This window comes from Spirosoma koreense, from assembly GCF_054777875.1.
Genome location: NZ_BAAHAC010000005.1, coordinates 804,881 through 828,242, shown reverse-complemented (window position 1 = coordinate 828,242; position 23,362 = coordinate 804,881). Strand labels below are relative to the sequence as shown.

The 23,362-nt window shown below is 52.6% G+C and carries 19 protein-coding genes and 1 tRNA gene; 12 read left to right on the top strand and 8 right to left on the bottom strand.

Annotated elements, in window-relative coordinates:
* Window positions 1-72: 72 nt before the first annotated feature.
* A complete protein-coding gene (locus tag ACYVC2_RS09250; protein WP_461102021.1) occupies window positions 73-1,404 on the top strand; it encodes an MFS transporter in 1,332 nt (443 codons plus the stop codon).
* A 31-nt stretch (window positions 1,405-1,435) separates the two neighbouring features.
* Here the strand turns inward: ACYVC2_RS09250 and ACYVC2_RS09245 are convergent, their stop codons facing one another.
* The 3 genes from ACYVC2_RS09245 to uvsE all read right to left on the bottom strand — a co-directional run bounded on the left by ACYVC2_RS09245 (window position 1,436) and on the right by uvsE (window position 5,091).
* Window positions 1,436-3,325: a monovalent cation:proton antiporter-2 (CPA2) family protein gene (locus ACYVC2_RS09245; RefSeq protein WP_461102020.1), complete on the bottom strand. Its 1,890-nt coding sequence runs from the start codon at window positions 3,323-3,325 to the stop codon at window positions 1,436-1,438.
* Window positions 3,322-3,924 (bottom strand): NAD(P)H-dependent oxidoreductase, encoded by a 603-nt coding sequence (locus ACYVC2_RS09240; RefSeq protein WP_461102019.1) that lies wholly within the window; start codon window positions 3,922-3,924, stop codon window positions 3,322-3,324. Before ACYVC2_RS09240 ends, ACYVC2_RS09245 begins: the two co-directional genes overlap by 4 nt.
* 240 nt (window positions 3,925-4,164) lie before the next feature.
* Window positions 4,165-5,091: a UV DNA damage repair endonuclease UvsE gene (uvsE, locus tag ACYVC2_RS09235; protein ID WP_461102018.1), complete on the bottom strand. Its 927-nt coding sequence runs from the start codon at window positions 5,089-5,091 to the stop codon at window positions 4,165-4,167.
* 340 nt (window positions 5,092-5,431) lie between these two features.
* Here uvsE and ACYVC2_RS09230 point away from each other — a divergent pair, with 340 nt between their 5' ends.
* A complete protein-coding gene (locus ACYVC2_RS09230) occupies window positions 5,432-5,827 on the top strand; it encodes a hypothetical protein (RefSeq protein WP_461102017.1) in 396 nt (131 codons plus the stop codon).
* A gap of 68 nt (window positions 5,828-5,895) precedes the next feature.
* On the opposite strand, the gene ACYVC2_RS09225 is transcribed toward ACYVC2_RS09230, so the two are convergent.
* Window positions 5,896-6,348: an FKBP-type peptidyl-prolyl cis-trans isomerase gene (locus ACYVC2_RS09225; RefSeq protein ID WP_461102016.1), complete on the bottom strand. Its 453-nt coding sequence runs from the start codon at window positions 6,346-6,348 to the stop codon at window positions 5,896-5,898.
* A gap of 272 nt (window positions 6,349-6,620) precedes the next feature.
* Here ACYVC2_RS09225 and ACYVC2_RS09220 point away from each other — a divergent pair, with 272 nt between their 5' ends.
* Window positions 6,621-7,004 carry a PadR family transcriptional regulator gene (locus ACYVC2_RS09220; protein ID WP_461102015.1) on the top strand — a complete coding sequence of 128 codons (384 nt, stop codon included), beginning with the start codon at window positions 6,621-6,623 and terminating at the stop codon, window positions 7,002-7,004.
* Between the two features lie 35 nt (window positions 7,005-7,039).
* Entirely contained in the window at window positions 7,040-7,582 is a 543-nt protein-coding gene (locus ACYVC2_RS09215) for a hypothetical protein (protein ID WP_461102014.1), read from the top strand.
* 112 nt (window positions 7,583-7,694) lie between these two features.
* Here ACYVC2_RS09215 and proS read toward each other — a convergent pair whose 3' ends face one another.
* Window positions 7,695-9,167 (bottom strand): proline--tRNA ligase, encoded by a 1,473-nt coding sequence (gene proS / locus ACYVC2_RS09210; RefSeq protein WP_461102013.1) that lies wholly within the window; start codon window positions 9,165-9,167, stop codon window positions 7,695-7,697.
* A gap of 272 nt (window positions 9,168-9,439) precedes the next feature.
* Here proS and ACYVC2_RS09205 point away from each other — a divergent pair, with 272 nt between their 5' ends.
* Window positions 9,440-10,708, top strand: a complete 1,269-nt coding sequence (locus ACYVC2_RS09205) for a hypothetical protein (RefSeq protein ID WP_461102012.1) — start codon at window positions 9,440-9,442, stop codon at window positions 10,706-10,708.
* A gap of 174 nt (window positions 10,709-10,882) precedes the next feature.
* Window positions 10,883-12,466 carry a hypothetical protein gene (locus ACYVC2_RS09200; protein ID WP_461102011.1) on the top strand — a complete coding sequence of 528 codons (1,584 nt, stop codon included), beginning with the start codon at window positions 10,883-10,885 and terminating at the stop codon, window positions 12,464-12,466.
* Window positions 12,467-12,547: 81 nt separating this feature from the next.
* Here ACYVC2_RS09200 and ACYVC2_RS09195 read toward each other — a convergent pair whose 3' ends face one another.
* From ACYVC2_RS09195 to ACYVC2_RS09185, 3 genes are all read right to left on the bottom strand, one after another.
* Window positions 12,548-13,054 (bottom strand): shikimate kinase, encoded by a 507-nt coding sequence (locus ACYVC2_RS09195; RefSeq protein ID WP_461102010.1) that lies wholly within the window; start codon window positions 13,052-13,054, stop codon window positions 12,548-12,550.
* 66 nt (window positions 13,055-13,120) lie between these two features.
* Window positions 13,121-14,263 (bottom strand): BT_3928 family protein, encoded by a 1,143-nt coding sequence (locus ACYVC2_RS09190; RefSeq protein ID WP_461102009.1) that lies wholly within the window; start codon window positions 14,261-14,263, stop codon window positions 13,121-13,123.
* Between the two features lie 35 nt (window positions 14,264-14,298).
* Window positions 14,299-14,850, bottom strand: coding sequence for a DUF1599 domain-containing protein (locus ACYVC2_RS09185; protein ID WP_461102008.1), 552 nt, complete (start codon window positions 14,848-14,850; stop codon window positions 14,299-14,301).
* A gap of 98 nt (window positions 14,851-14,948) precedes the next feature.
* Here ACYVC2_RS09185 and folP point away from each other — a divergent pair, with 98 nt between their 5' ends.
* From folP to ACYVC2_RS09155, 6 genes are all read left to right on the top strand, one after another.
* Entirely contained in the window at window positions 14,949-15,806 is an 858-nt protein-coding gene (folP, locus tag ACYVC2_RS09180) for a dihydropteroate synthase (RefSeq protein WP_461102007.1), read from the top strand.
* An 82-nt stretch (window positions 15,807-15,888) separates the two neighbouring features.
* Window positions 15,889-15,961: transfer RNA gene (locus ACYVC2_RS09175), tRNA-Lys, on the top strand.
* A 542-nt stretch (window positions 15,962-16,503) separates the two neighbouring features.
* Complete coding sequence (gene gltB / locus ACYVC2_RS09170) at window positions 16,504-21,078, top strand: glutamate synthase large subunit (RefSeq protein WP_461102006.1); 4,575 nt, start codon at window positions 16,504-16,506, stop codon at window positions 21,076-21,078.
* Window positions 21,079-21,121: 43 nt separating this feature from the next.
* Window positions 21,122-21,361: a DUF4160 domain-containing protein gene (locus ACYVC2_RS09165; protein ID WP_461102005.1), complete on the top strand. Its 240-nt coding sequence runs from the start codon at window positions 21,122-21,124 to the stop codon at window positions 21,359-21,361.
* Window positions 21,342-21,677 (top strand): DUF2442 domain-containing protein, encoded by a 336-nt coding sequence (locus tag ACYVC2_RS09160; protein ID WP_461102004.1) that lies wholly within the window; start codon window positions 21,342-21,344, stop codon window positions 21,675-21,677. Before ACYVC2_RS09165 ends, ACYVC2_RS09160 begins: the two co-directional genes overlap by 20 nt.
* Before the next feature lie 25 nt (window positions 21,678-21,702).
* On the top strand, window positions 21,703-23,193 hold the full coding sequence (locus tag ACYVC2_RS09155) for a glutamate synthase subunit beta (RefSeq protein WP_461102003.1): 1,491 nt from the start codon (window positions 21,703-21,705) through the stop codon (window positions 23,191-23,193).
* Window positions 23,194-23,362: the final 169 nt, after the last annotated feature.

Sequence of the window (23,362 nt, the reverse complement as noted above, 5' to 3'; positions counted from 1 at the left end):
TAATGCCACTAATTGACGAGGCCCATTCATTGTCCATCATCCATTATTCATTATTCATTTTGAGCCCTTATCATGTTTAATTTCAAACTTAAAAATTACCGCTGGCTGATCGTTGCGCTGCTGTTCGTGGCCACGACCATCAACTACCTCGACCGGCAGATCATCGGTTTGCTGAAACCCATCCTGGAACAGGAATTCAGCTGGAGCGAAACCGACTTTGCCCGCATTGTCATGGCGTTTCAGGCTGCCTACGCCGTTGGTCTGCTGGGCTTCGGCTGGGTAATCGACAAAATCGGTACCAAGGCGGGTTATTCACTCACCCTTGTCATCTGGAGCGTGGCTGGCATGCTGCACGCCGTTGCCCGTAGTGTGATGGGCTTCAGTCTGGCACGAGTCGGTCTGGGTATCGGCGAAGCAGGAAATTACCCGGCTGCAGTTAAAGCGGTGGCGGAGTGGTTCCCCAAAAAAGAACGGGGCCTGGCTACGGGTCTGTTCAACGCGGGCACCAGCATTGGAGTCGTGGTAGCCGTCGTGCTTGTCCCCTGGATTCTCAACCGTTACGGCTGGCACGAAGTGTTCTGGATTACTGGCGCGCTGGGGTTTATCTGGCTGTTTTTCTGGATCATCTTTTATGACATTCCGACCCGGCAGGCCCGCCTGACAACTGACGAACGGGCGTATATTCTCAGCGGCCAGGAGCCGGAATCCGACGAAGCGGGCCGGCAACAATCGGTCAACTGGCTAAAGCTGTTTACGTTCCCGCAAACCTGGGCGTACATCACCGGCAAAGGGCTGATTGACCCGATCTACTGGTTTTTTCTGTTCTGGCTCCCCTCCTATTTTTCGTCGACGTTCAACCTGGACCTAAAAAAACCCAGTCTGGAGCTAATGATCATTTATACCGCCACTACCGTAGGGAGCATCGGTGGAGGGTACCTGTCGTCCTGGCTGATCAAGCGGGGATGGCCGACCATCAAAGCCCGCAAAACCGTATTGCTGGGCCTGGGAACCCTGGAGCTGACGATTATTCTGGCCCAATTTGCGACCGATGTCTGGGTCGCGGTTGGCCTGATCAGTCTGGCCGTTGCCTTGCACCAGGCCTGGGCCACTAACGTCTTTACCCTGGCTTCGGATATGTTTCCCAAACAGGCCGTCAGTTCAGTTGTCGGGATTGGCGGGACAGCCGGTGCCATAGGTGGGATTTTATTTCCGATGCTGGTCGGTAGCCTGCTGGACAAGTACAAAGCCGTCGGCAATCTGGCGGGGGGTTATAATCTCCTGTTTACCATCTGCGGCTGTACGTATCTAATCGCCTGGGGCATCATTCACCTACTCACCCGAAAAGGCAACGTTGTTGAAGCCAATGAGTTGGTGGAGTCGGTATCGGAAGAAGCATCTTTCTGAGTATTCCTGGTCTAGCGGGTCGCATACACTGCTACTCAAACCGACTAGCAGCGGCTTCTTTTCGTAGTGAATCGTTGTCCCAGCCTTCCTCGACCTCCCGTAGCCAGCGGTCGGTCTCGTCAGAACGGATCAGTTCCTCCAATTCGCGAATCCGACGCCGGGTCGTATCGAAATATTGGTTCTGGTTGTGCCGGACACTGGCCTGTTCGCGCAACGCATCTTCGTCGTGCCGTCGGAACAGGCGCGATGATCGCTCAGCGTGATAGGCTCGGCCCCCCAGCAGGCGCATGACATCGATACCCGTTCGCAGCGAGGTGTCCAGGGTTTCGCGGTAAATGTGGGTTACGCCCGCCTGTAGAAACTCATAGGCATCTTCACGATCATTGGCCCGAACAATGATGGTCAGATTGGGAAAATGCTTCTTGACGGTTTCTACCAGTTCGAGCGATTTATGAGCCGACTCCAGCGCGATAACAATAATTTTAGCTTCGTGGGCCCCCGCCGAATGAAGCAGGTCATAGCGGGAAGCATCGCCATAATAAACTTTAATACCTACTTTCCGGAGCGTTTCTACCCGATCGGCGTCTCGATCCAGTACGGTTGTTCCGATTCCGTTGGCGCGTAAAAACCGGCCGACGACATTCCCAAAGTTATCGAATCCGGCAATGATGACCGGGTTCTTTTCGTCGATCAGATCATCGTCTTTTTTGGGTTTCGACAGGCTGGCAAAACGCGGCAACAGGTATTTCTCATTTACCAGAAACAGAATGGGGGTCAGGGCCATGCTAATCGCCACTACGGCCGTCAGCAGCCCCGCGGTATAAGCGGTCAATATGCCGTTTTGCTGCGTAAACGACAGCAGCACAAAGGCAAATTCACCGATCTGGGAGAGCCCCAGAGAAAACGTCAGGTTCTGGTCTTTGCCGAGTTTGAACCGGTTTCCCAACACAGCCAGTATCAGCGCTTTAACGGCCATAAGACCAATGACGAGGCCGATGATGAGAAGCGGATTATCCTGAATCAGTGAAAAATCGACCGATGCTCCTACCGATATAAAAAACAGCCCTAATAACAACCCCCGAAACGGGCTGATGTCGCTTTCAAGTTCATGCTTGTATTCGCTGTTGGCCAGTACAACTCCCGATACGAAAGCGCCCAACGCCGGGCTAAGGCCAACAGCTTCCATAAGCCAGGCCACCCCACCCACCAGCAGGAAAGCCGAAGCGATGAACACTTCCCGCAGTCCCGTCCGGGCAATGATGTGAAAGACCGGGCGCATCACAAATCGCCCCAGCAGCACCACGACCACAACGGCCCCCAGAACGGCAAACGGCTGCACCCAGCTGGGTAAACCGCTCAGCATCGAATGCGATTCCCCACCTTCGCCACTGTGCTCGACCGGAAACGTCGCCAACAGCGGCATAATGGCCAGAATGGGAATAACGGCGATATCCTGGAATAGCAATACAGAGAACGTCGACTGGCCGGCGGGGGTCTGAATCAGGCCTTTTTCGGTCATCGTCTGCAAGACAATCGCCGTCGACGACATAGACATAACCATACCGATCGCAAACGATTCCTGCCACGGCAGCCCCGTGAGTGTGCCCAAGCCGCCTACAACCAGGGATGTCACCAGGACCTGCAAACCGCCCAGGCCAACCACCGGTACGCGTAATTTCCAGAGCAGTTCGGGCTCCAGCTCCAGCCCAACCAGAAACAGCATGATCACCACGCCAAATTCGGCTACGTGCATGACACCCTTGCCTTCTTCTCCGACCAGCCCCAATAGGGCTGGCCCGATAACCATACCGGCCAGGAGATAGCCCAGCACCGAGCCGAGCCCCAGGCGTTTGGCAATGGGAACGAATACGACCCCAGCGGCCAGGTAAATAATGGCTTGTTCAAGTACTAAATTACTCATAAAGGCTGCGATGGGGTTAACAATTCGTTGGCGTAGGCCGACTGAAGCGCAAGGTCGATGTCGAAATCATCGGCCGTCAGCCGTTGCACCAGCGTACGGTATTGCTGAGCAGCGGCTAGGATGGCCTCGTCGGTTATACGCAGTGTACCATGCACGACAAAGGGAGGCAGGTACGTCATTTTACATAGGGTAGCCGTCCGCTCGAAGGGCGTCAGAAACTGGCGAATCGTGAACTGGTGAAAGCCCGTCAAGGTATACGCTTCCCACGGCCCACCGGTGGTAATCACGTTCATCATCTTCTTGCCAACCAGTGCGTTCCCCTGCCTTCCGTAAGCCCATCCATGCTCCAGCGTCAGGTCTATCCACTGTTTGGTGATGGCTGGAGCGCTGTACCAATAGAGCGGATGATGCAGTAGCACGTAATCATGCTGAAGCAGCAACTCCTGCTCCCGATCGATGTCGATATCGAAGTCGGGATAGGCTTCGTACAGGTCATTTACGGTGACAAAGGGAAGATCTCGAACAGCATCGATCAGTACCCGATTATTTCTGGACTTTTCCAGCGCTGGATGCGCAAACTGAATTAGAACGTTAGACATAACGTCAATAAAAGGAACGGTAAACCCGACGACTAAAAACGGATGTTTCTCCAGTATGGTGTCGTTTCCGGCTTGAGTTAATTCGTGGACGAAGCTATAATAATACGCAAACTATTACCAATAAATGAACGGCAGCGGTATTATTTTACTTTTTTAATCCACTACTATGACCGTTTCCTGTTGAGAAAAGCCTGAGCGAATGGGCCTGATTCTCACAAATGTCGTATGGACTACCCGTTGTTACAAAGCCCCTTGCGGCAAGGTCGCGGGAAGGGGAATCTGGCCGCTCCGATGGCGCATTACGGCCAGCTCTTTCATCTTGCATTCGAACACGATGTCGACTTCTTTACCATAGGTATTCACAGGCGAGTAGAGCCAGTCGGCATGGGCTTCGCGACGGGCTTTAGGGTCTTCGTGATCCCGACGGGAATCAGAAAAGTGAAAGACCGGGCGCACGTCCCAGGTGTTGTAGGCCATCAGGAAAGCCTCTTCTTCGGTTTGCTGACCGGGATTCAGTGCGTGGTGAAAATAATCGAAAACGATCGGAATGCCGGTACGCTCGTGCACCGATACCAGATCGGCAACGGTATACAAACTGGGCCGATCGTCGTTTTCGACCGTCAGACGGGCGCGCAGGTTTTCTGACAGAAGACCAAAGTTCTGGGAGAAGCGGGTGAGCGTGGCCGCCTTATCGCCGTAAGTGCCGCCCACGTGAATATTGATCTTGTTCCAGTGCGAAGGCGGCAAACCCATCAGGTCGAAAAGCTCGGACTGATACTCAAGATCGACGATCGTGTTATCGAGGACCTTATGCTCACCGGCAAGCTTGTTGAAAGGTCCCGGATGGATGGTCAGTCGAATAGGTCGGCTCCCGATTTCTTCGAGGGTTTCGCGGATGTCGGAAAAATCGGGCAGGTCGGCAATGCGGTACTCGGATGCCCAGGGGAATAAATCCGAAGAAACCCGGAACAACCGTATGCCATTCTCCAGGTTCCAGTCGACGACTTTCAGCAAATCCTGAACGTTTTTCAAGGCCAGTTCAGACGCATAAGCCACGCCCCGTTCGGTAAACGTTTTACGGATCATGCCCCGGTTGGTCGTGATTTTATCGGCCTGGAGGCTTAAATTAATGCAGGCGTAGCCAACGCTGGTCGGGCTCAGGTTCATGCTCAGTAAACGCGAAGAATTACCCGCCTGTTTTCAATTTTATAACCGTTCGGTCAAAAATTAGCGGATTTTAGCAAGTAGTAACTTATCTTCCCTGCACCGGTTATACGGGTATAATCCTAATAAACCCTGTACGGGTATAATCATACCTGGTGACGACAATGAAATCGATGGGTCTTAATCGCTATACTGAACCGGTGGGCTACGGCTAGTACATCAGCGCTGGTCCCGCGCAAACCACCATCCAGCTGCGTTCCTGCAACGGAACCTGACCTGGACACGTATTTGAACCTACACCATGTAATAATAGCGTTAACCCCGATTTGGGTTAATTAGAGTTATGGAAGATTTTACTGCGGAGCAGCTCAACGGAATCGCGAACAGCTATAACAATGTGGCGCGCGCGCTGAATAAATTTCAGGCGTTGTACTGGTCGGAGCTGACGCATGAACAACAACTGGATCTGAACGCCTACCAGACGAGCCTGCTGAACCGGCTTCAGGATATCCAGACAAGAGCCGTACGGCCTGCCTTTAAAAACGCGACCGAAATGGCGACCATTATCCGGCAAGCCAACGACGAGGCTACGCTAAGTTTGCAGCGCGTTACCGATACAGCCCTCGCGCTTAACATTGGTGCCATCACCGTAGCCCTGGCCTCCTACGTAGGCCGCGCCAATTTGCGCGGTATCCAGACCGCCCTGCGCGAACTGGGCGAGCTGCTGAAGATGAAATGAAAGAAGGGCAAAGGGGTAAGCGCAAAGGGATAGCAACAACTATTCTCTCTGCCCTTACCCCTTTGCGTTTAAAGAATCAACCCCGATGGGGATTTCACCCCGACGAGTTCAACCTCAAAGGTCAAATCCTGACCGGCCAGCGGATGGTTGGCATCCAGTGTTACGCTGGTATCGGTCAAATCCCGGATAATGACCGGAATAGGCCGGGGGTTGCCGTCTTCGTGCATGTTCAGAGTCATACCTACTTCCAGCGGAATATCGTTGGGAATTTCCGACCGTTCGAGCGTAAAGATCATGTCTTCGTTCGCCGGGCCGTAGGCATCTTCTACAGGAATATTGATGGTTTTTTTCTCGCCCTGATTCATCCCGGCCACACCCTCGTCGAAGCCTTTGATGACCTGCCCGCTACCTACCGTAAACTCCAGTGGTGTACGACCGACCGATGAGTCGAAAATGGTTCCGTCGGTCAGCGTTCCGGTATAATGTACCTGAACGGTATCGCCAGATTTTGCTTGTGCCATATTACTATGTGATTTATTGAAACGTCGTCCCAAAGGTAACCGGAACTTTCGGAAAGGTTTGCTATATGGTAACGTTTGACCAACTCGCCACCAGCCGCAAAAGTTTAGACTATTTTTGTTGACATATCGGAAACTTACATATATTTACAGTACACATTTTGCCGTACGGCTGGAAACCCACCGTGATCGAGGTGATTGCCAGTCAGCATTGCGGGGCTTCACCCGTGCGATCCACATTCAGTAAACATATTTAGTATTTGTCTTTGCAGCCTATGGAACCATCGGGTAGTGAATTTCTTCGGGGAACCCTGAAAACGATTATTCTGAAGCTGCTGGCCGAACCCGGCCACGGCGGTCGGGAAACGGCGGGTCGGCGACGAATGTACGGCTACGAGATTACGCAGGCCGTCAAAGAGCGGACAAAGGGTGAAATCATTCTTTCGTTTGGCGCTTTATACCCGGTGTTGCATAAACTGGAGCAGGAAGGCATGCTGATCACAGAAACCGAGGAAGTAGAAGGCCGATTGCGCAAGTATTACCGGCTGACCCCGGATGGCACCGAAATGGCCGCCCAGAAAGTTTCTGATTTTGAACGCTTTATGGACACGATGCGCCATCTGCTCCAGATCGGGGTTCACCCGGCAACGGGGTACTAAATCGAGCTTAAAACCTTACAAATACAGATAGAGTCATGGAAAAGCTAAACCCGCAACAAATAGCGATCCTGCAAAATCACCTGATTCGCTCCGGTTCGACCGACGCGCTGATCGATGAACTCCTCGACCACCTTGTCTGTGAGGTGGAATATTATATGTGGATTGGCCTGCCCTTCGAAGCTGCCCTGGACGCGGTGCTCGAACAGGCAAATGCCAAAGCCGTTCGGCATCTGCGCGACACGTACCAGGTTGAGCTGGCCATGACGGACGATCAGCTTCGACAAGCCAGTCTGGATGACATTGTCTTTGAATTTCGCAACAAAGCGTACGGTGCCTATGACCTGCGTCAGGCTTATCGGACTTCGTTACGGAACGCCTTTATCATGACCATCGGTCTGTGCATGATGGTTATGGCCATGATGGATTTGATGAGCCATCGCCCCTGGTCGTATCTGAGCGTGGGCGGAGCGGTCTGGCTGGCCGGTCTGGGAGCGGTTACGTTTGCGAGCTTCAGCTGGTATATGCAGCATCTGCAGCAGCAGGAAGTATCGATACGGCAACTGCAGCAGAGCCACTAGCGACCTGGGGTAGCTCCTGGATTGCTGCCGGACCGGTTCTCACGAAAAAAGTCTGCCGGACCGTATCCTAACAAAAGAATACGGTCCGGCAGATGACGGGTACTGTCAAAAATCAGTACGCTCTGGCGAATACCACCCGCCCTTTCGACGGCTTGCCCGAATAGACACAAATGCCTTCTTCCGGCTCCCGATCGAACGGAATACAGCGGATCGTCGCTTTGGTGGCGTCTTTAATGGCGTCTTCAGTTTCGCTGGTGCCATCCCAGTGAGCCAGCAGAAAGCCCCCTTTCTCGATCTGTTCCTGGAACTCCTCAAACGTATCGACTTTAAAGGTATTCTCTTTCCGGAACGCCAGCGCTCTGGTATAAATCGTCTGCTGGATATCGTCGAGCAAGACTTTAATGCGCTCGGTCAACCCTTCGAAAGGCACCGTTTCCTTGGTTTTCAGATCGCGCCGAGCAATTTCGACGGTTCCGTTTTCCAGATCTCGACCGCCCATGGCCAGCCGAACCGGCACACCGCGCAGTTCGTATTCAGCGAATTTCCAGCCGGGTTTGTTGGCGTCCGAATCGTCGTATTTAACCGAAATACCCGCTTTTTTCAGTTCCTGCACCAATGGTTTAATTTTCGCCGACAGTTGGTCAAGTTGTTCCTCAGTACGATAAATCGGTACAATCACTACTTGAATCGGTGCCAGTTTTGGCGGCAGTACCAGCCCATCGTCGTCGGAGTGAGCCATAATAAGCGCCCCCATCAGTCGCGTTGAAACACCCCAGGATGTTCCCCAAACGTAGTCCAGTTGGTTTTGCTTGGTCAGAAACTGCACATCGAACGCTTTAGCGAAATTCTGCCCCAGAAAATGCGACGTTCCCGCCTGAAGGGCTTTTCCGTCCTGCATCATGGCCTCGATGCAGAGCGTATCTTCTGCGCCGGCAAACCGTTCGTTGGCAGTTTTGGCTCCTTTCACTACAGGCATGGCCATCCATTCTTCCGCAAACTGAGCATAGATCTCTAGCATCTGCCGGGTTTCGGCCTGCGCTTCGTCAGCTGTGGCATGGGCGGTATGACCTTCCTGCCAGAGAAATTCGGCGGTACGCAGAAAGATCCGGGTCCGCATTTCCCATCGCACCACGTTTGCCCACTGGTTGATCAGCAGCGGCAGATCGCGGTACGACTGAATCCAGTTCTTGTACGTACTCCAGATTACCGTTTCCGACGTAGGCCGGACGATCAGTTCTTCTTCCAGTTTCGCTTCCGGGTCGACTGTAACGCCCGAACCGTCTGGCGCGTTCTTAAGCCGATAGTGGGTTACGACGGCGCATTCTTTCGCAAACCCTTCGACGTGCGAAGCTTCTTTGCTCAGAAATGACTTGGGGATAAACAGCGGGAAATAGGCGTTGGAATGGCCCGTTTCCTTGAACATATCGTCGAGGGCGCGCTGCATTTTTTCCCAGATCGAAAAGCCGTAGGGCTTGATCACCATGCAGCCGCGCACCGCCGAATTTTCGGCCAGATCGGCTTTTCTGATTAATTCATTATACCACTCGGAGTAGTTTTCACTACGGGACGGAATTGCTTTTGCCATGCTGAAATCGGGTGCATGCTATCGCCGTCCATGGCCGGAAAAAGTCGCTACTGTACGGGGTACAGGCAACGACGATCCACGACAACAAATGACGATAAATGACCTTTTTTTTAAAACGAATTAAACCTTGGTAAATAAAATGGAATCTAACAGATACAGGACTTGCAAAGATAGGTTTTTACTCTATTTTTGTAATCAAACAGGTCGATCCTGTGTTATAGATTGAAAAGGACTCGTATCATGAGTGTTTACTACATTAATTCCCTGGCCAAATGAAAACGCAACGCCTATATTCTTACCTGACGATGGCTGCGCTGCTGGGTTTCTGGAGCTGTACGACCAGCCGCCAGACAGCTCAGAACGCCGGTGAAGTAGATGACCTGTACGGCAACTCCGGCAATGCGGAGGTATATGCCAGCAACCGTCAGTCGGACGGGTACAGCGATTATCGACCCAACCGTCAACAGCGGTCATCACGCAACGCGAACCCTGATTACAACGACGATCAGCAGTACAGCGCAAATGGCACGTCGAATACCGACGAATATTACTCCGATCTAAGTGCCCGCAAGTTAAATCGTGGCCTTTCGCCCGATCCGGGCTGGAACGATACGGGTACCAACGCCTACAACTCGGGCTTTGCCAATGGCTATAATTCGGCCATGACATCGGCCTACAGCTGGAACCGGTGGGGCTTCAACAACATGGGCTTCTATAGTGGTCTGGGGCTTGGTGTAGGTCTCGGTTCGATGGGCATGGGCTTCGGTAGTCCGTTCTACTCACCTTATTACGGCAGTGCTTTTGCCTACAGTCCGTTTGCTTCGCCATTTGGCTATAGCGGTTTCTACGATCCTTTCTATAGCTCCTACGCCTATGGCTACGGGGGTGGTTTCGGCAGCCCATTCTATTCGCCGTTCTACAGTGGTTATTACGGCTACGGGGGTGGTTTCGGCAGCCCGGTATACGTAAACAACGTGTATGTAGCTGGTGCCGATCCGTATCGGGCTCGTGTGTATAGCCCAAGCGGTGCGCGCACATCGGGTCGTTACACCTCCAGCTTCGATAATTCTGCCCGGACGTATAATCCGTCGGGTAGTGGCCGAAGCGCAGCCGCTGGTGCGTATACCAACAACCGGGGCAATAGCGATTACTATGCGCGTCCAAGTAGCAGCAGCCGGGGCAATTATTATTATGACAACAATAGCCGTGGTAACGGCAATACATCGGTCAACTCGGCTCCGGCATACAATAGCAACTCAAACAACAGCTACTACGCACGGCCCCGCGAAAGCAGCCGCGGTAGTTACACGCCTTCGTCGGGCGGATACAGCGACCGGGGCAGTTCTCGGAGTAGCTATCAGCAGCCTTCGTATCAAAGCCAGAGCCGTGGTAACTACAGCCAACCCAGTTATCAGCAACCTACTTATAGCGCCCCAAGCCGCAGCTTCAGTACGCCAAGCTATAGCGCGCCCAGTGGTGGTGGCGGTGGCTTCTCCGGTGGTGGAGGACATGCTGGTGGTGGCGGACGTGGTCCACGCTAGTTATTTCTGAAATTTTCGTTAAAAAATCCCCGCTGGTCAGGACAATCGGCGGGGATTTTCGTTTTGTATCTACTGAAGGCACCACGTTTTATAACTTCGATGTTAAACGTTCGCACGTTCGACTGTTCTAAGCATTAACTAACGTTGCCTTATCCCACAATTGCTTATCAAGACATGAATAAACAGTTATTATTTTCGGCCACCTTCGTGCTCCTGTCAGCCATGGCATTTGGTCAGGGAGCCGCTTACGATTATGCAGATGATGCGTTCCGGTTTTCCGATTTTACCCAAAGTGGTACGGCCCGTTTCCGGGGTCTTGGCGGCAACCAGGCTGCCTTAGGGGGCGACGCCAGTAATCTGTTCGGGAATGCAGCTGGTCTGGCTTTTTACAATCGATCGGAAGTAAGCATCAGCCCGATGTTTACCTCATCGAATAACCAGAACACATTTTTAGGCCAACAAACCAATTCGAGCGGTGGTAAAGTCAGCATAGGTCAGCTCAGCGCTATCTTCGCCGGCGGTACGAACGGAAGTCGACGCTGGCGCCGGACCGCCTGGGGGATTTCGTACTCTCAGTCGGTAAATTTCTACGATTATAGCGACGCCCGTGGTTTTAACAATAACCCGAACTCGTCCATTGCTCAGTCGTATGTTGAAGCTGCCAATGGTGCTGGTTATAGCGAGAATGAATTGGCTAACAGTTTTTATCCGGCAAACCGACAGGCCGATACTCGCGAAGCTGCTGCGTATGGGCTGTTTTTGATTAATCCGACTACAACTACAACCCCCGATTATTCAGGACCGCCGTATTCCCGTTTCGACGCGAACACCCAGAAAGACCAACGCTCGACCTTAACGCGCTCCGGTACGCACTCCCAGTGGACGCTGGCCTACGCAGGCAATCTGGACGATAAACTGTATATCGGTGGGTCTATCTCGCTGACTCACCTGCGTTATTCCTCGGAATTCAATTTTCTGGAATCGCCGATCAATGGCCGGTATTTTGTCAATTATGGCCAAATCAACCGCTTCGATGTGCGCGGCAATGGGGTCAATGCCTCCATTGGCTTAATGTACAAAGTAACGCCAGATTTACAGTTAGGAGCGAATATCGTTTCACCCACGTTCAGTAGCGCCAACGAAACCTTTGGGCAAACGCTGACGGCCAATGCAATCACGCCTAATCCCGCCGGTTTTACCTTGCAGACAAACTCAGTCGATGTCGTTGACCCATCCAATAATTTCGAGTACACGCTGCAAACACCGCTCCGGGGCTCGCTTGGCGCAACCTATTTCCTTAACAAAGGTAAAATTGGCTTCGTGACGGCAACGGCTGAATACGTTGGCTATCAGGGTATGCGGGTACGGACCTCCGCTTTCACGAACCAACAGGACAACACCGATTTCAGGAACGACGTGAAAAACTTCGTTCAGGACACCTACCAGAATGTGGTGAATGTGCGGGCGGGCGCCGAAATTCGTGCCGGACTCCTTCGGCTTAGGGCTGGGGTTGGTTATCTTCCTTCTGCTTATAAAGTCAGTCTGGACCGCGTTGCTGCTGCCGATCGGTCGAAATTACTGCTATCGGCAGGGCTTGGGGTTCGGAATGATCGTTTCTTTGCCGATTTGTCCGGTTCTTACCTGACCTTTAAATCGGGCTACTCCCCCTATCAGTTAAATAATGATTCGGCTTCGCCGACGGTGGCGATCAGCAATCGCAGCACCAATGTGATGATTTCGGTAGGTACGTTTTTCTAAACAGACAATTATTCTCTAAACCAACGGTGCCCCGGTTCTAGAACCGGGGCACCGTTGGTTTAGAGCCAATAACGTCAGCGCTTACAGCCACGCTCCGACTCGCCTTAATATTTCCTCCTGTGTGGTCTCACCCGATACGATGATATGGGCCTGCGAGTAAAAAGGAAACCGGGTTTCGTATCGCTTCTGCAAAACAGTCGGCAAATTCGGATCGCTGGGATTATTGAGTGGACGATCTTCGTGTGCATGCGCCAGAATACGCCGAATCAATACCTCGACCGGCACATCCAAAAAGATCGACACGCCAGTTGCATTGATATAAGCCATGTTGTCGTGAAAACACGGCATTCCGCCCCCGGTGGCCACTACCAAACTACCTCCCGGCCGAATAGTACGCAAGACCCGGCATTCGGCTTCCCGGAAGTAGGCTTCCCCCGATTCAGCGAAAATAGTGGGTATCGAACGACCTTCCTCCCGAACAATCAGCTTATCGGTGTCGATAAAGCGGTAATGCAGTGCTTCAGCCATACGCTTCCCCAGCGTACTCTTACCCGAAGACGGCATACCGATCAGGAAAATATTTTTCATGGATGGGAAAAGTGAACGCGGGAACGGATAAATGCTATACGGTCATTTATCCGTTCCCGCGTTCGATTACTTTACTCGTTCAATTACCTCGGCGGCATCGGGTGTGCTGTTGTAATGCCATTTACCGCGTACCACCCCGTCATGCATCAGCCACGTACCCGGATTGGAGCGCATAATCGTTTTCAGCACCGTAGCATCCGCTTTGTAGTAGGGTACGTTTTCCAGCTGAAATTCTTTACGAAAAGCGTTGATCTCACTGTCACTAACGGAGGTCAGAATGTAGGGCGAGACGTTTGAACCCTGTAACCCTTCTACCAGCGAACGAATGGCCGGCAGGCTACCGGCATCGATATCTTTCGTGTTTTTAACAATAATGAAAAGCTTGTTGCCGACAAAGGTCTGCTGAGTAAAATCGTCCGCGTCGTTCCAGATCCGGTAATCGGTGATCTTCGGCTTGGCGCTTTCATTGACCAACACCATCTCTTTGAACTTATAGCTCTGGTCGGCAGGATACTTCTCGAACTCCGTTGTTTTCCCGTCCTTTTCCATAATGTATTTGTACCGGAGCGGCTCCGACGGTTTCATCTGGGTCGGAACACTTTTGCCAACGGCATAAGGTAACAGATCGAGCGGGGGTAGAAACTCGATAGCGTAGATACCCAGTGCCAGGGTAAACAGCGTGGTCAAGGTTACCAGCCAGCCCGTGTTGCGGGCACGAAGGCGGTTCCGATGCCCGATGATAAAGAGAATCAGCACGGTAAGCACGACATCTTTACCAAACGACGTCCAGGGCTTCAGCTTGATAGCATCTCCGAAACAACCACAGTCGGTCACCCGGTCGAAATACGCGGAATAGAAAGTCAGGAAGGTGAAAAAGACAATTAAAAAAAACAGGAGCCAAACGGTCACCTTCGGCTTGTACGACGCCAGCAGCGCTACACCCAGAATGATTTCGGCCGCACAGAACAACACCGACATGATAAGTGTGAAGGGTACCAGTGCCATGAAGAAATCGTGCAGAATGGGTACATCCTGCGCAAATACCTCAAAATATTCCTCGAACTTAATCTGGGTTCCGACCGGATCGTTCAGCTTGATAAGACCTGAGAAAATAAAAACGACACCGACCAGGATCCGGGCAATACGAGCCGCAATCAGCATCGGTGGTGTACCGGTTTTGACTTTGGGTTGAGTGGCTGTTGGGTTCATTAAAGTAACGCGGGTGGTAACCCGCTGCTTGTCGATTATTGCGGGTTGCCACCCGCGTTACTTTTTATCAAACAAAAAACGGCGTAATTGATCATATCCATATAATTGGCATCGACACCTTCCGATACCAGCGTAGCGCCCCGGTTATCCTCGATCTGCTTCGTCCGGAGCAATTTCATCAGTATGATGTCGGTCATCGAGCTGACCCGCATCTCCCGCCAGGCTTCGCCGTAGTCATGGTTCTTGGCAAAAAGCAGGTCCATCACCTGGCCTACCTGCTGATCATAGAGTCGTTCGAGTTCATCGGCAGGAATATCCGTGCGCGAATCCCCGGCCAGTTGCAGCTGAATCAGCGCCATCACACAGTAGTTGATGATGCCCACAAATTCCGGTTCGACCCCCTCGCCTACCCGGCTTACCCCAGTTTCCTGCAACGTACGGATGCGTTGGGCCTTGATAAAAATCTGATCGGTAATGCTGGGTAGCCGCAGAATCCGCCAGGCTGTCCCGTAATCCTTATTTTTTTTCAGAAACAAGTCTTTGCAGCGCTGGATAACCTGCCGATATTCGGTCTCCGTTTGAGTCATCGTCATTTCAGTGTCATTGGGTGTCATTAAATCGCCACTCATTGTTTCTGCGAAGAATAACAACCAATGCCGACGAGTGATAACCAAATGACGTTTCTATGCCGAAAGTTACGAAAAAAACGCTGAACTGCCGGGGGCACCTGGTCGATTTGACAACGCCCGCCGTGATGGGGATCCTGAACGTAACTCCCGATTCGTTCTTTTCGGGAAGCCGGCTGGCGGGCAACAGGCCCGTTGCCGAAGTAGCCTCTGAAGTCGCCCAAAAGATGCTGAACGATGGAGCCACGTTTCTGGATGTCGGCGGCTATTCGACCCGCCCCGGTGCGGCCGAAGTCAGTCCAGCCGAAGAGGCTGATCGGGTGCTGCCCGTCATCGAAGCGATCCTAACGTACTTTCCGGATGCGCTGCTTTCGGTCGATACCTTTCGGGCATCGGTGGCCCGGCAGGCGGTCGAAGCGGGGGCCGCTCTGATCAACGACGTAGCCGGTGGTACGCTGGACCCGGCCATGTTCGGAACCGTAGCCGAATTAAAGGTGCCGTACGTGCTGATGCATCTGCGCGGTACTCCCCAGACCATGCAATCTCTAGCGACTTATCAAAATGTGGTTACCGAGGTGATCGACGAACTGGGACTAAGACTGGCCGAATTGCGCTCATTGGGTGTTAACGATATTATTCTCGATCCTGGATTTGGCTTTGCCAAGACCCCGACACAAAATTTTGCGTTACTAAGCCGCTTAGACGCCCTGGCTTTGTTCGACGAACCGTTGCTGATTGGTCTCTCCCGGAAAACGACTATCTGGAAAACACTGGGAATCAACGCGGATGAAGCCCTGAACGGCACCACCGTACTGAATACAATAGCTCTGCAGAAAGGGGCATCTATCTTACGCGTACACGACGTCCGGGAAGCGGTCGAAGCGGTGAAACTTACCCAACAATTAACTTTTTTTTAAGCACTTGCTTGCGCGTAGAAAAGTAAATTCCTACTTTTGCATTCCCAAACGACGAGCACCCCCTGTTTGCTGAATGGGAACCGATTCGGTAGCTCAGCTGGTAGAGCAATACACTTTTAATGTATGGGTCCTGGGTTCGAATCCCAGCCGAATCACTAAAATGCCTTAAGCCGCTTCAGAGCGGCTTTTTTTATGCTTATCTTTCTAGGTTACGTTCCCTTTTCACTAGATTCTAATACGCTTATATAGGCATAAGTAAGTACGGTCAATCCTTGGTCGGATCATTAAGCGGAACTCAGGAAGGCTACCAAGGCGTCGCGGATTGCACCAGACCACTGGTATTGGCATCGATCTAACATGACAACCCTTGCATACGACTGGGCATAATTTGCTATATTGGCATTGGATGCTACCGCCCACACCAGTGAATTGGCATTTTTCAAGAAGATTTATAATCAAAATTACAATTGAGGCCATTAACTATTAAATTCCGACAAAAGCTGTTTTTGCCAAATTTTTTTGGTAGTATATTGCGTGACTTTGTCACAAACGCCCGTCAGCCCGAACGCTATCTCCAGGATTACTAATACGTCGGGCAGCCTTTTTAATTTAGATTTTCTCAATAATCGCCCCTATTTTTTGCGATTCTCTTAATTCAGATCGCGAAATAGCGGCCTTATCCAACACTGTTACGACCATGTCTGATCAGGTTGACCAATTGGCGGGCCTTTATCGCCCCGAGTTTGAACACGACAACTGCGGTATTGGCTTTGTGGCCCATATCAAGGGGCGTAAATCGCACCAGATCGTATCGGATGCGCTCCAGATGCTTCGGCGGATGGAACACCGGGGAGCCGTAGGCTCGGAGCCTAACTCCGGCGATGGTGCCGGTCTGCTCATCCAGATTCCGCACGAGTTTTTCGTCGATGAAACCCGTAAGCTGGGCGTTCATCTGCCACCGGCGCTCGAATACGGCGTCGGCATGGTGTATTTTCCGAAAGATGTCTGGCTGCGCGAAGAGTGCCGGGCGGTGCTTAACCGGAAAATGAAAAAACTCGGGCTGGAGCTGTTGTGCTACCGGGTCGTTCCGGTGAACAACAGCGAGCTGGGCAACGGCTCACGCTCGGCAGAGCCGCAGATGGAACAAGTGTTTATCAAACGCCCGGCGGGTGTTACTAACGCCGATGATTTCGAGCGCAAACTGTACATCCTTCGTAACTACAGTACCCGCATCATCAATGAAACGATTGCGGGCGTTGATCATTTCTATTTTTCGTCGCTCTCTTGCCGGACCATTACCTATAAAGGGCAACTGACCACCCTTCAACTGGAGCCTTATTTTCCGGATCTTCAGAACGAGGAGGTTGTTTCGGCGCTCGGAGTTGTACACTCGCGCTTCTCGACTAACACGTTCCCGTCCTGGAAACTGGCGCAACCGTTCCGCTACATCGCCCACAATGGGGAGATCAATACGGTTCGCGGAAATGTCAACTGGATGAAAGCCGCCGAAGGGCTGCTCAAATCAGCCAAGTTTACCCAGGACGAGATGGACATGCTGTTGCCCATCTGCGACCCCAGACAGTCGGACTCGGCCAACCTCGACAATGCCATCGAACTGCTGGTGATGAGCGGTCGGTCGTTGCCGCACGTCATGATGATGCTCGTGCCGGAAGCCTGGGATGGCAATGAACACATGGACCCCGTCCGGAAAGCGTTCTATGAATTCCACGCGGCTCTGATCGAACCCTGGGACGGTCCGGCTTCTATTTCGTTTACCGATGGCCGGATCGTTGGCGCTACCCTCGACCGGAATGGGCTACGGCCTTCCCGCTTCTGGGTTACCAACGACGACGTGGTCATTATGGCTTCTGAAGTCGGTGTGCTGGATATCGATCCGGCAAAAGTGGTATCGAAAGGTCGTCTGCAGCCCGGCAAAATGTTTCTGGTCGATATGGAGCAGGGGCGAATCGTCTCCGACGAAGAGATCAAAGCCGAAATCTGCACCCGGAAACCGTATCAGCAGTGGCTTACCGATAATAAAATCAAGATTCAGGAGCTGGAAGCGCCCATCCGGTCTTATAATCCCTACGATTCTGCCAAACTATTGCGCATGCAGCAGGCGTTCGGCTTTACATCGGAAGACCTGCGGATGATTCTGGCGCCGATGGTCGAAACGGGCAAGGAAGCGCTGGGCTCGATGGGAACCGACGTACCGCTGGCGGTGCTGTCGGAGCAGAGCCAGCACATGAGTCATTATTTCAAGCAACTGTTCGCGCAGGTGACCAACCCCCCGATCGATTCCATTCGGGAGCGGGCCATCATGTCGCTCATTTCGTTCGTCGGCGCCACGTATAACCTGCTCGACGAATCGCCCGAACATTGCCGTCAGGTAGAACTGGAACAGCCGGTGCTGACCACCAAGGAGTTCGACAAACTGCGGTTTATCGATAAGCCGAAATTCCAGGCAAAAACCATCAACTGCTTATTTACAGCGGATGGCGAAGGTAAATCGCTCGAACGCGCACTGGACCGCATCTGCCGGTACGCAGCCGACGCCATCGAGGATGGCTACTCGATCCTCGTACTTTCCGACCGGGCCATCGATTCGAGCCACGCGCCGATTCCGTCTCTGCTCTCGACGTCAGCTATTCACCACTACCTGATCCGGCAGGGCCTGCGCGGCAAAGTCGGGATTGTGGTTGAAGCGGGAGACGTCTGGGAAACTCACCACGTAGCGACGCTGATCGGCTATGGTGCATCGGGCGTAAACCCCTACATGGCTTTCGAAACGATTGCCAGCATGAAAGAGAAAGGGCTCCTGGCAGTGGATTACGACCTCGACAAACTGTTCAAAAATTACGTCAAGGCGGTCAATGGCGAATTGCTTAAAATATTCTCGAAGATGGGTATTTCGACCCTGCAATCGTACCAGGGTGCTATGATCTTCGAATGCCTGGGCCTGAACCAGGACGTAGTGAGCCGGTACTTTACAGGTACGGTTTCGCGCATTGGCGGTATGGGCCTGGACGAGATTGCCCGCGAGATACTGGTTCGGCACTGTGTCGCGTTCTCGACCGCACCGGTGACGGTACCAAGACTGGAAGTAGGTGGTATTTACCAGTGGAAACAACGGGGTGAAAAGCACATTTTCAATCCAGATACCATTCACCTGCTTCAGCAATCGACGAAGAAAAACGATTACTCGATCTTCAAGAAGTATTCTAAACTGATTGACGATCAAACCCAGAATGCCATTACCCTACGCGGGCTGCTACGATTTAGAAAGGGCAAGTCGGTTCCGCTGGACGAGGTCGAACCGATCGAAAGCATTTTCAAACGCTTTGCGACGGGGGCTATGTCCTTCGGGTCAATCTCCTGGGAAGCGCACACGACGCTGGCCATTGCCATGAACCGCATCGGCGGCAAGAGCAACTCGGGTGAAGGTGGTGAAGATGAATTGCGCTACAAGCCCCTCGAAAACGGCGACAGCATGAATTCGGGCATCAAGCAGGTGGCTTCGGGCCGGTTTGGCGTCACGAGCTATTACCTGACGAACGCCCGCGAGTTGCAGATCAAAATGGCACAGGGTGCCAAGCCCGGTGAAGGAGGTCAGTTACCCGGTTTTAAAGTCGACGACTGGATCGGCCGGACCCGGCACTCAACGCCCGGCGTTGGTCTGATTTCGCCCCCGCCCCACCACGATATTTATTCCATCGAGGATCTGGCCCAGCTGATTTCGGATCTCAAAAATGCTAACCGCGACGCCCGCATCAGCGTGAAGCTGGTGTCAGAAGCCGGCGTCGGAACAATTGCGGCCGGGGTTGCCAAAGCCCATGCCGACCATATCCTGATTTCGGGTCACGACGGCGGCACGGGCGCTTCGCCCCTCTCGTCGATTCGCCATGCGGGTCTGCCCTGGGAGCTGGGTCTGGCCGAAGCGCACCAGACGCTGGTAAAAAATAAACTCCGTGGCCGCGTAACCGTACAGGCCGACGGGCAAATGCGTACCGGTCGCGACCTGGCTATAGCGGCTCTGTTAGGTGCCGAAGAATTTGGCGTTGCAACGGCGGCCCTGGTGGCAACCGGCTGTATCATGATGCGCAAATGCCATCTGAACACCTGCCCGGTTGGGGTTGCTACGCAGAATAAAGAACTCCGCGCTCTGTTTACGGGCAAACCGGAGTACGTGGTGAATATGTTTACGTTCCTGGCGATGGAACTGCGCGAAATTATGGCCGAGCTGGGCTTCCGAACGATCAACGAAATGGTTGGACAGGCGCAGATGCTCGAACTCCGCGACAACCTGTCTCACTGGAAATACAAGAACGTCAACCTGGATGCCCTGCTGTACAAAGAGCCCACTACGCTCGACGTAGCGCTGTACAAGCAGGAAGAGCAGAATCACTACCTGGATGACGTACTCGACCGCAAACTGATTGAGTTGGCGAAGCCCGCGCTGACCACCGCCGAATCAGTTTATGGCGAGTTCACCGTTCAGAACATCGACCGCAGCATCGGCACGATGCTGTCGAACGAAATTTCGAAAGTATACGGTGGGCCGGGGCTTCCTGAAAGCACCATTCACATCAAACTGCGGGGAACGGCGGGTCAGAGTTTCGGTGCGTTCAGTACCAGCGGTATCAAGCTCGAACTCGAAGGCGATGCCAACGACTATTTCGGGAAAGGGCTTTGCGGAGCTCAGTTGATCGTGTATCCGGACCGGACGGCTCAGTTCCAGCCCGAAGAAAACAGCATCGTCGGCAACGTTTCGTTCTACGGTGCCACGTCGGGCGAAGCCTTCATTCGCGGGATGGCTGGCGAGCGGTTCTGCGTTCGGAACTCGGGGGCCAAAGTCGTAGTCGAAGGGGTCGGTGACCACGGCCTGGAATACATGACGGGCGGCCTGGCCATCATTCTGGGCAAAACCGGTCGCAACTTCGCAGCGGGGATGTCGGGCGGGGTAGCCTACGTTTGGGATCAGGATGGCACGTTTGCTTCTAAAGTCAACCCGGAAATGGTAAGTCTGGAGCCGCTCAATGAGGAAGATCTCGGTATCGTTCGGGAGTACGTCGAGAAGCATTTCCAGTACACGACCAGCAACGTAGCGCTGGCGCTGATTCAGGATTGGGACAGCCGAATCGGTCAGTTCGTGAAAGTAATGCCCGGCGATTTCCGGCAGGCACTGGCCGGTCGGGGTATCTCGCTGGCCGACCAGATTCGCGACAAAAATATTGTTTATCAGGACATCACTGTGGATGTGACGCACGGGTAAGAAATAACTATGGGAAAACCTAACTGAACTTTTCCGTACGCAAATGCCAGTTGTTCTAATTATCAACGGCTATAAATTCAGGTTTTATAGTAATGAAAACGATGAGCCACCACACATCCATGTGAGCAAAGGTGGTGGTAAAGCCAAGTACTGGTTGACACCATCTGTTAATGAAGAATATAGCTATGGCTTTACAGTACGGGAACGCCGTGAAATCAGAGAATTAGTGGCAGCAAACAGCACGTTGTTAATCGAAAAATGGAATGACTACTTCGGACAATGATATTGTTGACAAGCCCTCTAAAGATCCAATTGACAAGCTGATTTTTGAGCAGGGTTTACGGATAAAGAAACTTTTCTTTGATGTTGATCTGGACTTAATACTGGTTCTATTGACAAACGGCCGGGTGCTTAATCTGAAACTATCGGGTTTCGCCCGGCTTAGAAACGCCACGGTCGAACAGTTAGCCAACTATGAACTGGAAAGCAATGGCATAGCTGTAAGTTGGGAAGCGCTGGACGAAGACCTGTCGGTTCGTGGCTTCATTAAGCAAGCGGCTTTAGAAGAAACATTATATCATTTGGCGAAAGTCGCCTGAAGATTCGCAGACAGCCTAGTAAGAAATGGGAAAACCTACCGGATTTTTAGAATTTACGCGCGAACTGCCCAAAAAGCGCGACCCGCAGCAGCGGATTCACGATTATAAAGAAATTGAAGTACCGCATTCGGAAAAGGATTCGCAGCGGCAGGCCGCCCGGTGCATGGACTGCGGTACGCCATTCTGCCACAGCGGTTGTCCGCTCGGAAACATCATTCCGGAATTCAACGATGCGGTCTATGAGCAGAACTGGGCCTATGCTTACGAGATACTAAGTTCGACCAACAATTTTCCGGAATTTACCGGTCGTATTTGCCCAGCTCCCTGCGAAGCTTCCTGCGTACTGGGTATCAATAAGCCGCCCGTTGCCATCGAATTCATTGAAAAATCGATCGCTGAAGCCGCGTTCGAACACGGGTACGTAACCCCGAAAATACCGAAAGAGCGGACCGGCAAATCCGTTGCGGTTATCGGGTCGGGTCCAGCAGGACTAGCTGCAGCTGCTCAGTTGAACAAAGCTGGGCACACCGTAACGGTTTTCGAACGGGCCGACCAGATTGGCGGACTGCTGCGCTACGGCATTCCGGATTTCAAACTCGAAAAATGGACCATCGACCGGCGGCTAAATGTTATGGAAGCCGAGGGTGTCACGTTCAAAACGGGTGTCAACGTTGGTGTAGACCTGAAAGCTAAAGACTTACTGGATCAGTTCGATCTGGTTATGCTTACGGGTGGTTCGACGGTTCCGCGCGATCTACCGATTCCGGGCCGTGACCTGAAAGGTATTTACCCCGCAATGGAATTCCTGAGCCAGCAGAATAAGCGGAACGCGGGCCGTCCGGTTGAGATCGATCATCGGGGTGAGAAGTACGGCGATGGCGAGTTATGGGCAACGGATAAAAACGTCGTAGTGATCGGCGGAGGCGATACGGGTTCTGACTGCGTCGGAACCTCCAACCGCCATGAAGCAAAATCGGTTACGCAGATCGAGTTAATGCCGATGCCACCAAAAGAGCGGGCCGAAAACACCCCCTGGCCCAACTGGCCGATGATGTTACGGACCAGTACCTCACACGAAGAGGGCTGCGAGCGATTCTGGTCCATCAATACCAAGGCGTTTATCGGCGACGATAACGGTAATTTGAAAGCGTTGCGCATTGTCGATCTGACCTGGGAAAACAAGAACGGCCGGATGCAGATGGTTGAACTACCCGGCTCCGAGCGCGACATCCCCTGCGAACTGGCACTGCTGGCGGCCGGCTTCCTGCACCCGCAGCACAACGGTCTGCTCGACGACCTCGGCCTTGAATACGACGAACGCGGCAACGTTAAAGCCACTAACTACCAGACCACCACAAACCCCAAAGTATTTACCGCAGGTGATATGCGTCGGGGGCAGTCGCTGGTGGTGTGGGCCATTTCAGAAGGTCGCGAAGCCGCCCGTGCTGCCGATTGTCACCTGATGGGCAAAAGCCAGCTTGAAGCCAAAGCCGTTTCGATGGTGGCGGTTGAATAACGGTATTTGAAAAGAATAAAAAAAGCCGCGTCGATGATCGACGCGGCTTTTTTTGTCGTTTTACGTCTGCTTTCATCAAAAATCAGGACAACTGGATAAATCTAAAAAAACAGACCAGATCCACACCTGACATAATAAAGCAACAAGATTAATTTGCGGCCGACCATCG

Coding starts and splice junctions, on each gene's coding strand:
- ACYVC2_RS09160 (WP_461102004.1), top strand. CDS start 21,342: ATGACTACTTCGGACAATGATATTGTTGACAAGCCCTCTAAAGATCCA.
- ACYVC2_RS09245 (WP_461102020.1), bottom strand. CDS start 3,325: ATGAGTAATTTAGTACTTGAACAAGCCATTATTTACCTGGCCGCTGGG.
- folP (WP_461102007.1), top strand. CDS start 14,949: ATGCCGAAAGTTACGAAAAAAACGCTGAACTGCCGGGGGCACCTGGTC.
- ACYVC2_RS09165 (WP_461102005.1), top strand. CDS start 21,122: ATGCCAGTTGTTCTAATTATCAACGGCTATAAATTCAGGTTTTATAGT.
- ACYVC2_RS09220 (WP_461102015.1), top strand. CDS start 6,621: ATGGAACCATCGGGTAGTGAATTTCTTCGGGGAACCCTGAAAACGATT.
- ACYVC2_RS09250 (WP_461102021.1), top strand. CDS start 73: ATGTTTAATTTCAAACTTAAAAATTACCGCTGGCTGATCGTTGCGCTG.
- ACYVC2_RS09155 (WP_461102003.1), top strand. CDS start 21,703: ATGGGAAAACCTACCGGATTTTTAGAATTTACGCGCGAACTGCCCAAA.
- ACYVC2_RS09185 (WP_461102008.1), bottom strand. CDS start 14,850: ATGACTCAAACGGAGACCGAATATCGGCAGGTTATCCAGCGCTGCAAA.
- ACYVC2_RS09190 (WP_461102009.1), bottom strand. CDS start 14,263: ATGAACCCAACAGCCACTCAACCCAAAGTCAAAACCGGTACACCACCG.
- proS (WP_461102013.1), bottom strand. CDS start 9,167: ATGGCAAAAGCAATTCCGTCCCGTAGTGAAAACTACTCCGAGTGGTAT.
- ACYVC2_RS09200 (WP_461102011.1), top strand. CDS start 10,883: ATGAATAAACAGTTATTATTTTCGGCCACCTTCGTGCTCCTGTCAGCC.
- ACYVC2_RS09195 (WP_461102010.1), bottom strand. CDS start 13,054: ATGAAAAATATTTTCCTGATCGGTATGCCGTCTTCGGGTAAGAGTACG.
- ACYVC2_RS09205 (WP_461102012.1), top strand. CDS start 9,440: ATGAAAACGCAACGCCTATATTCTTACCTGACGATGGCTGCGCTGCTG.
- ACYVC2_RS09240 (WP_461102019.1), bottom strand. CDS start 3,924: ATGTCTAACGTTCTAATTCAGTTTGCGCATCCAGCGCTGGAAAAGTCC.
- ACYVC2_RS09225 (WP_461102016.1), bottom strand. CDS start 6,348: ATGGCACAAGCAAAATCTGGCGATACCGTTCAGGTACATTATACCGGA.
- gltB (WP_461102006.1), top strand. CDS start 16,504: ATGTCTGATCAGGTTGACCAATTGGCGGGCCTTTATCGCCCCGAGTTT.
- uvsE (WP_461102018.1), bottom strand. CDS start 5,091: ATGAACCTGAGCCCGACCAGCGTTGGCTACGCCTGCATTAATTTAAGC.
- ACYVC2_RS09230 (WP_461102017.1), top strand. CDS start 5,432: ATGGAAGATTTTACTGCGGAGCAGCTCAACGGAATCGCGAACAGCTAT.
- ACYVC2_RS09215 (WP_461102014.1), top strand. CDS start 7,040: ATGGAAAAGCTAAACCCGCAACAAATAGCGATCCTGCAAAATCACCTG.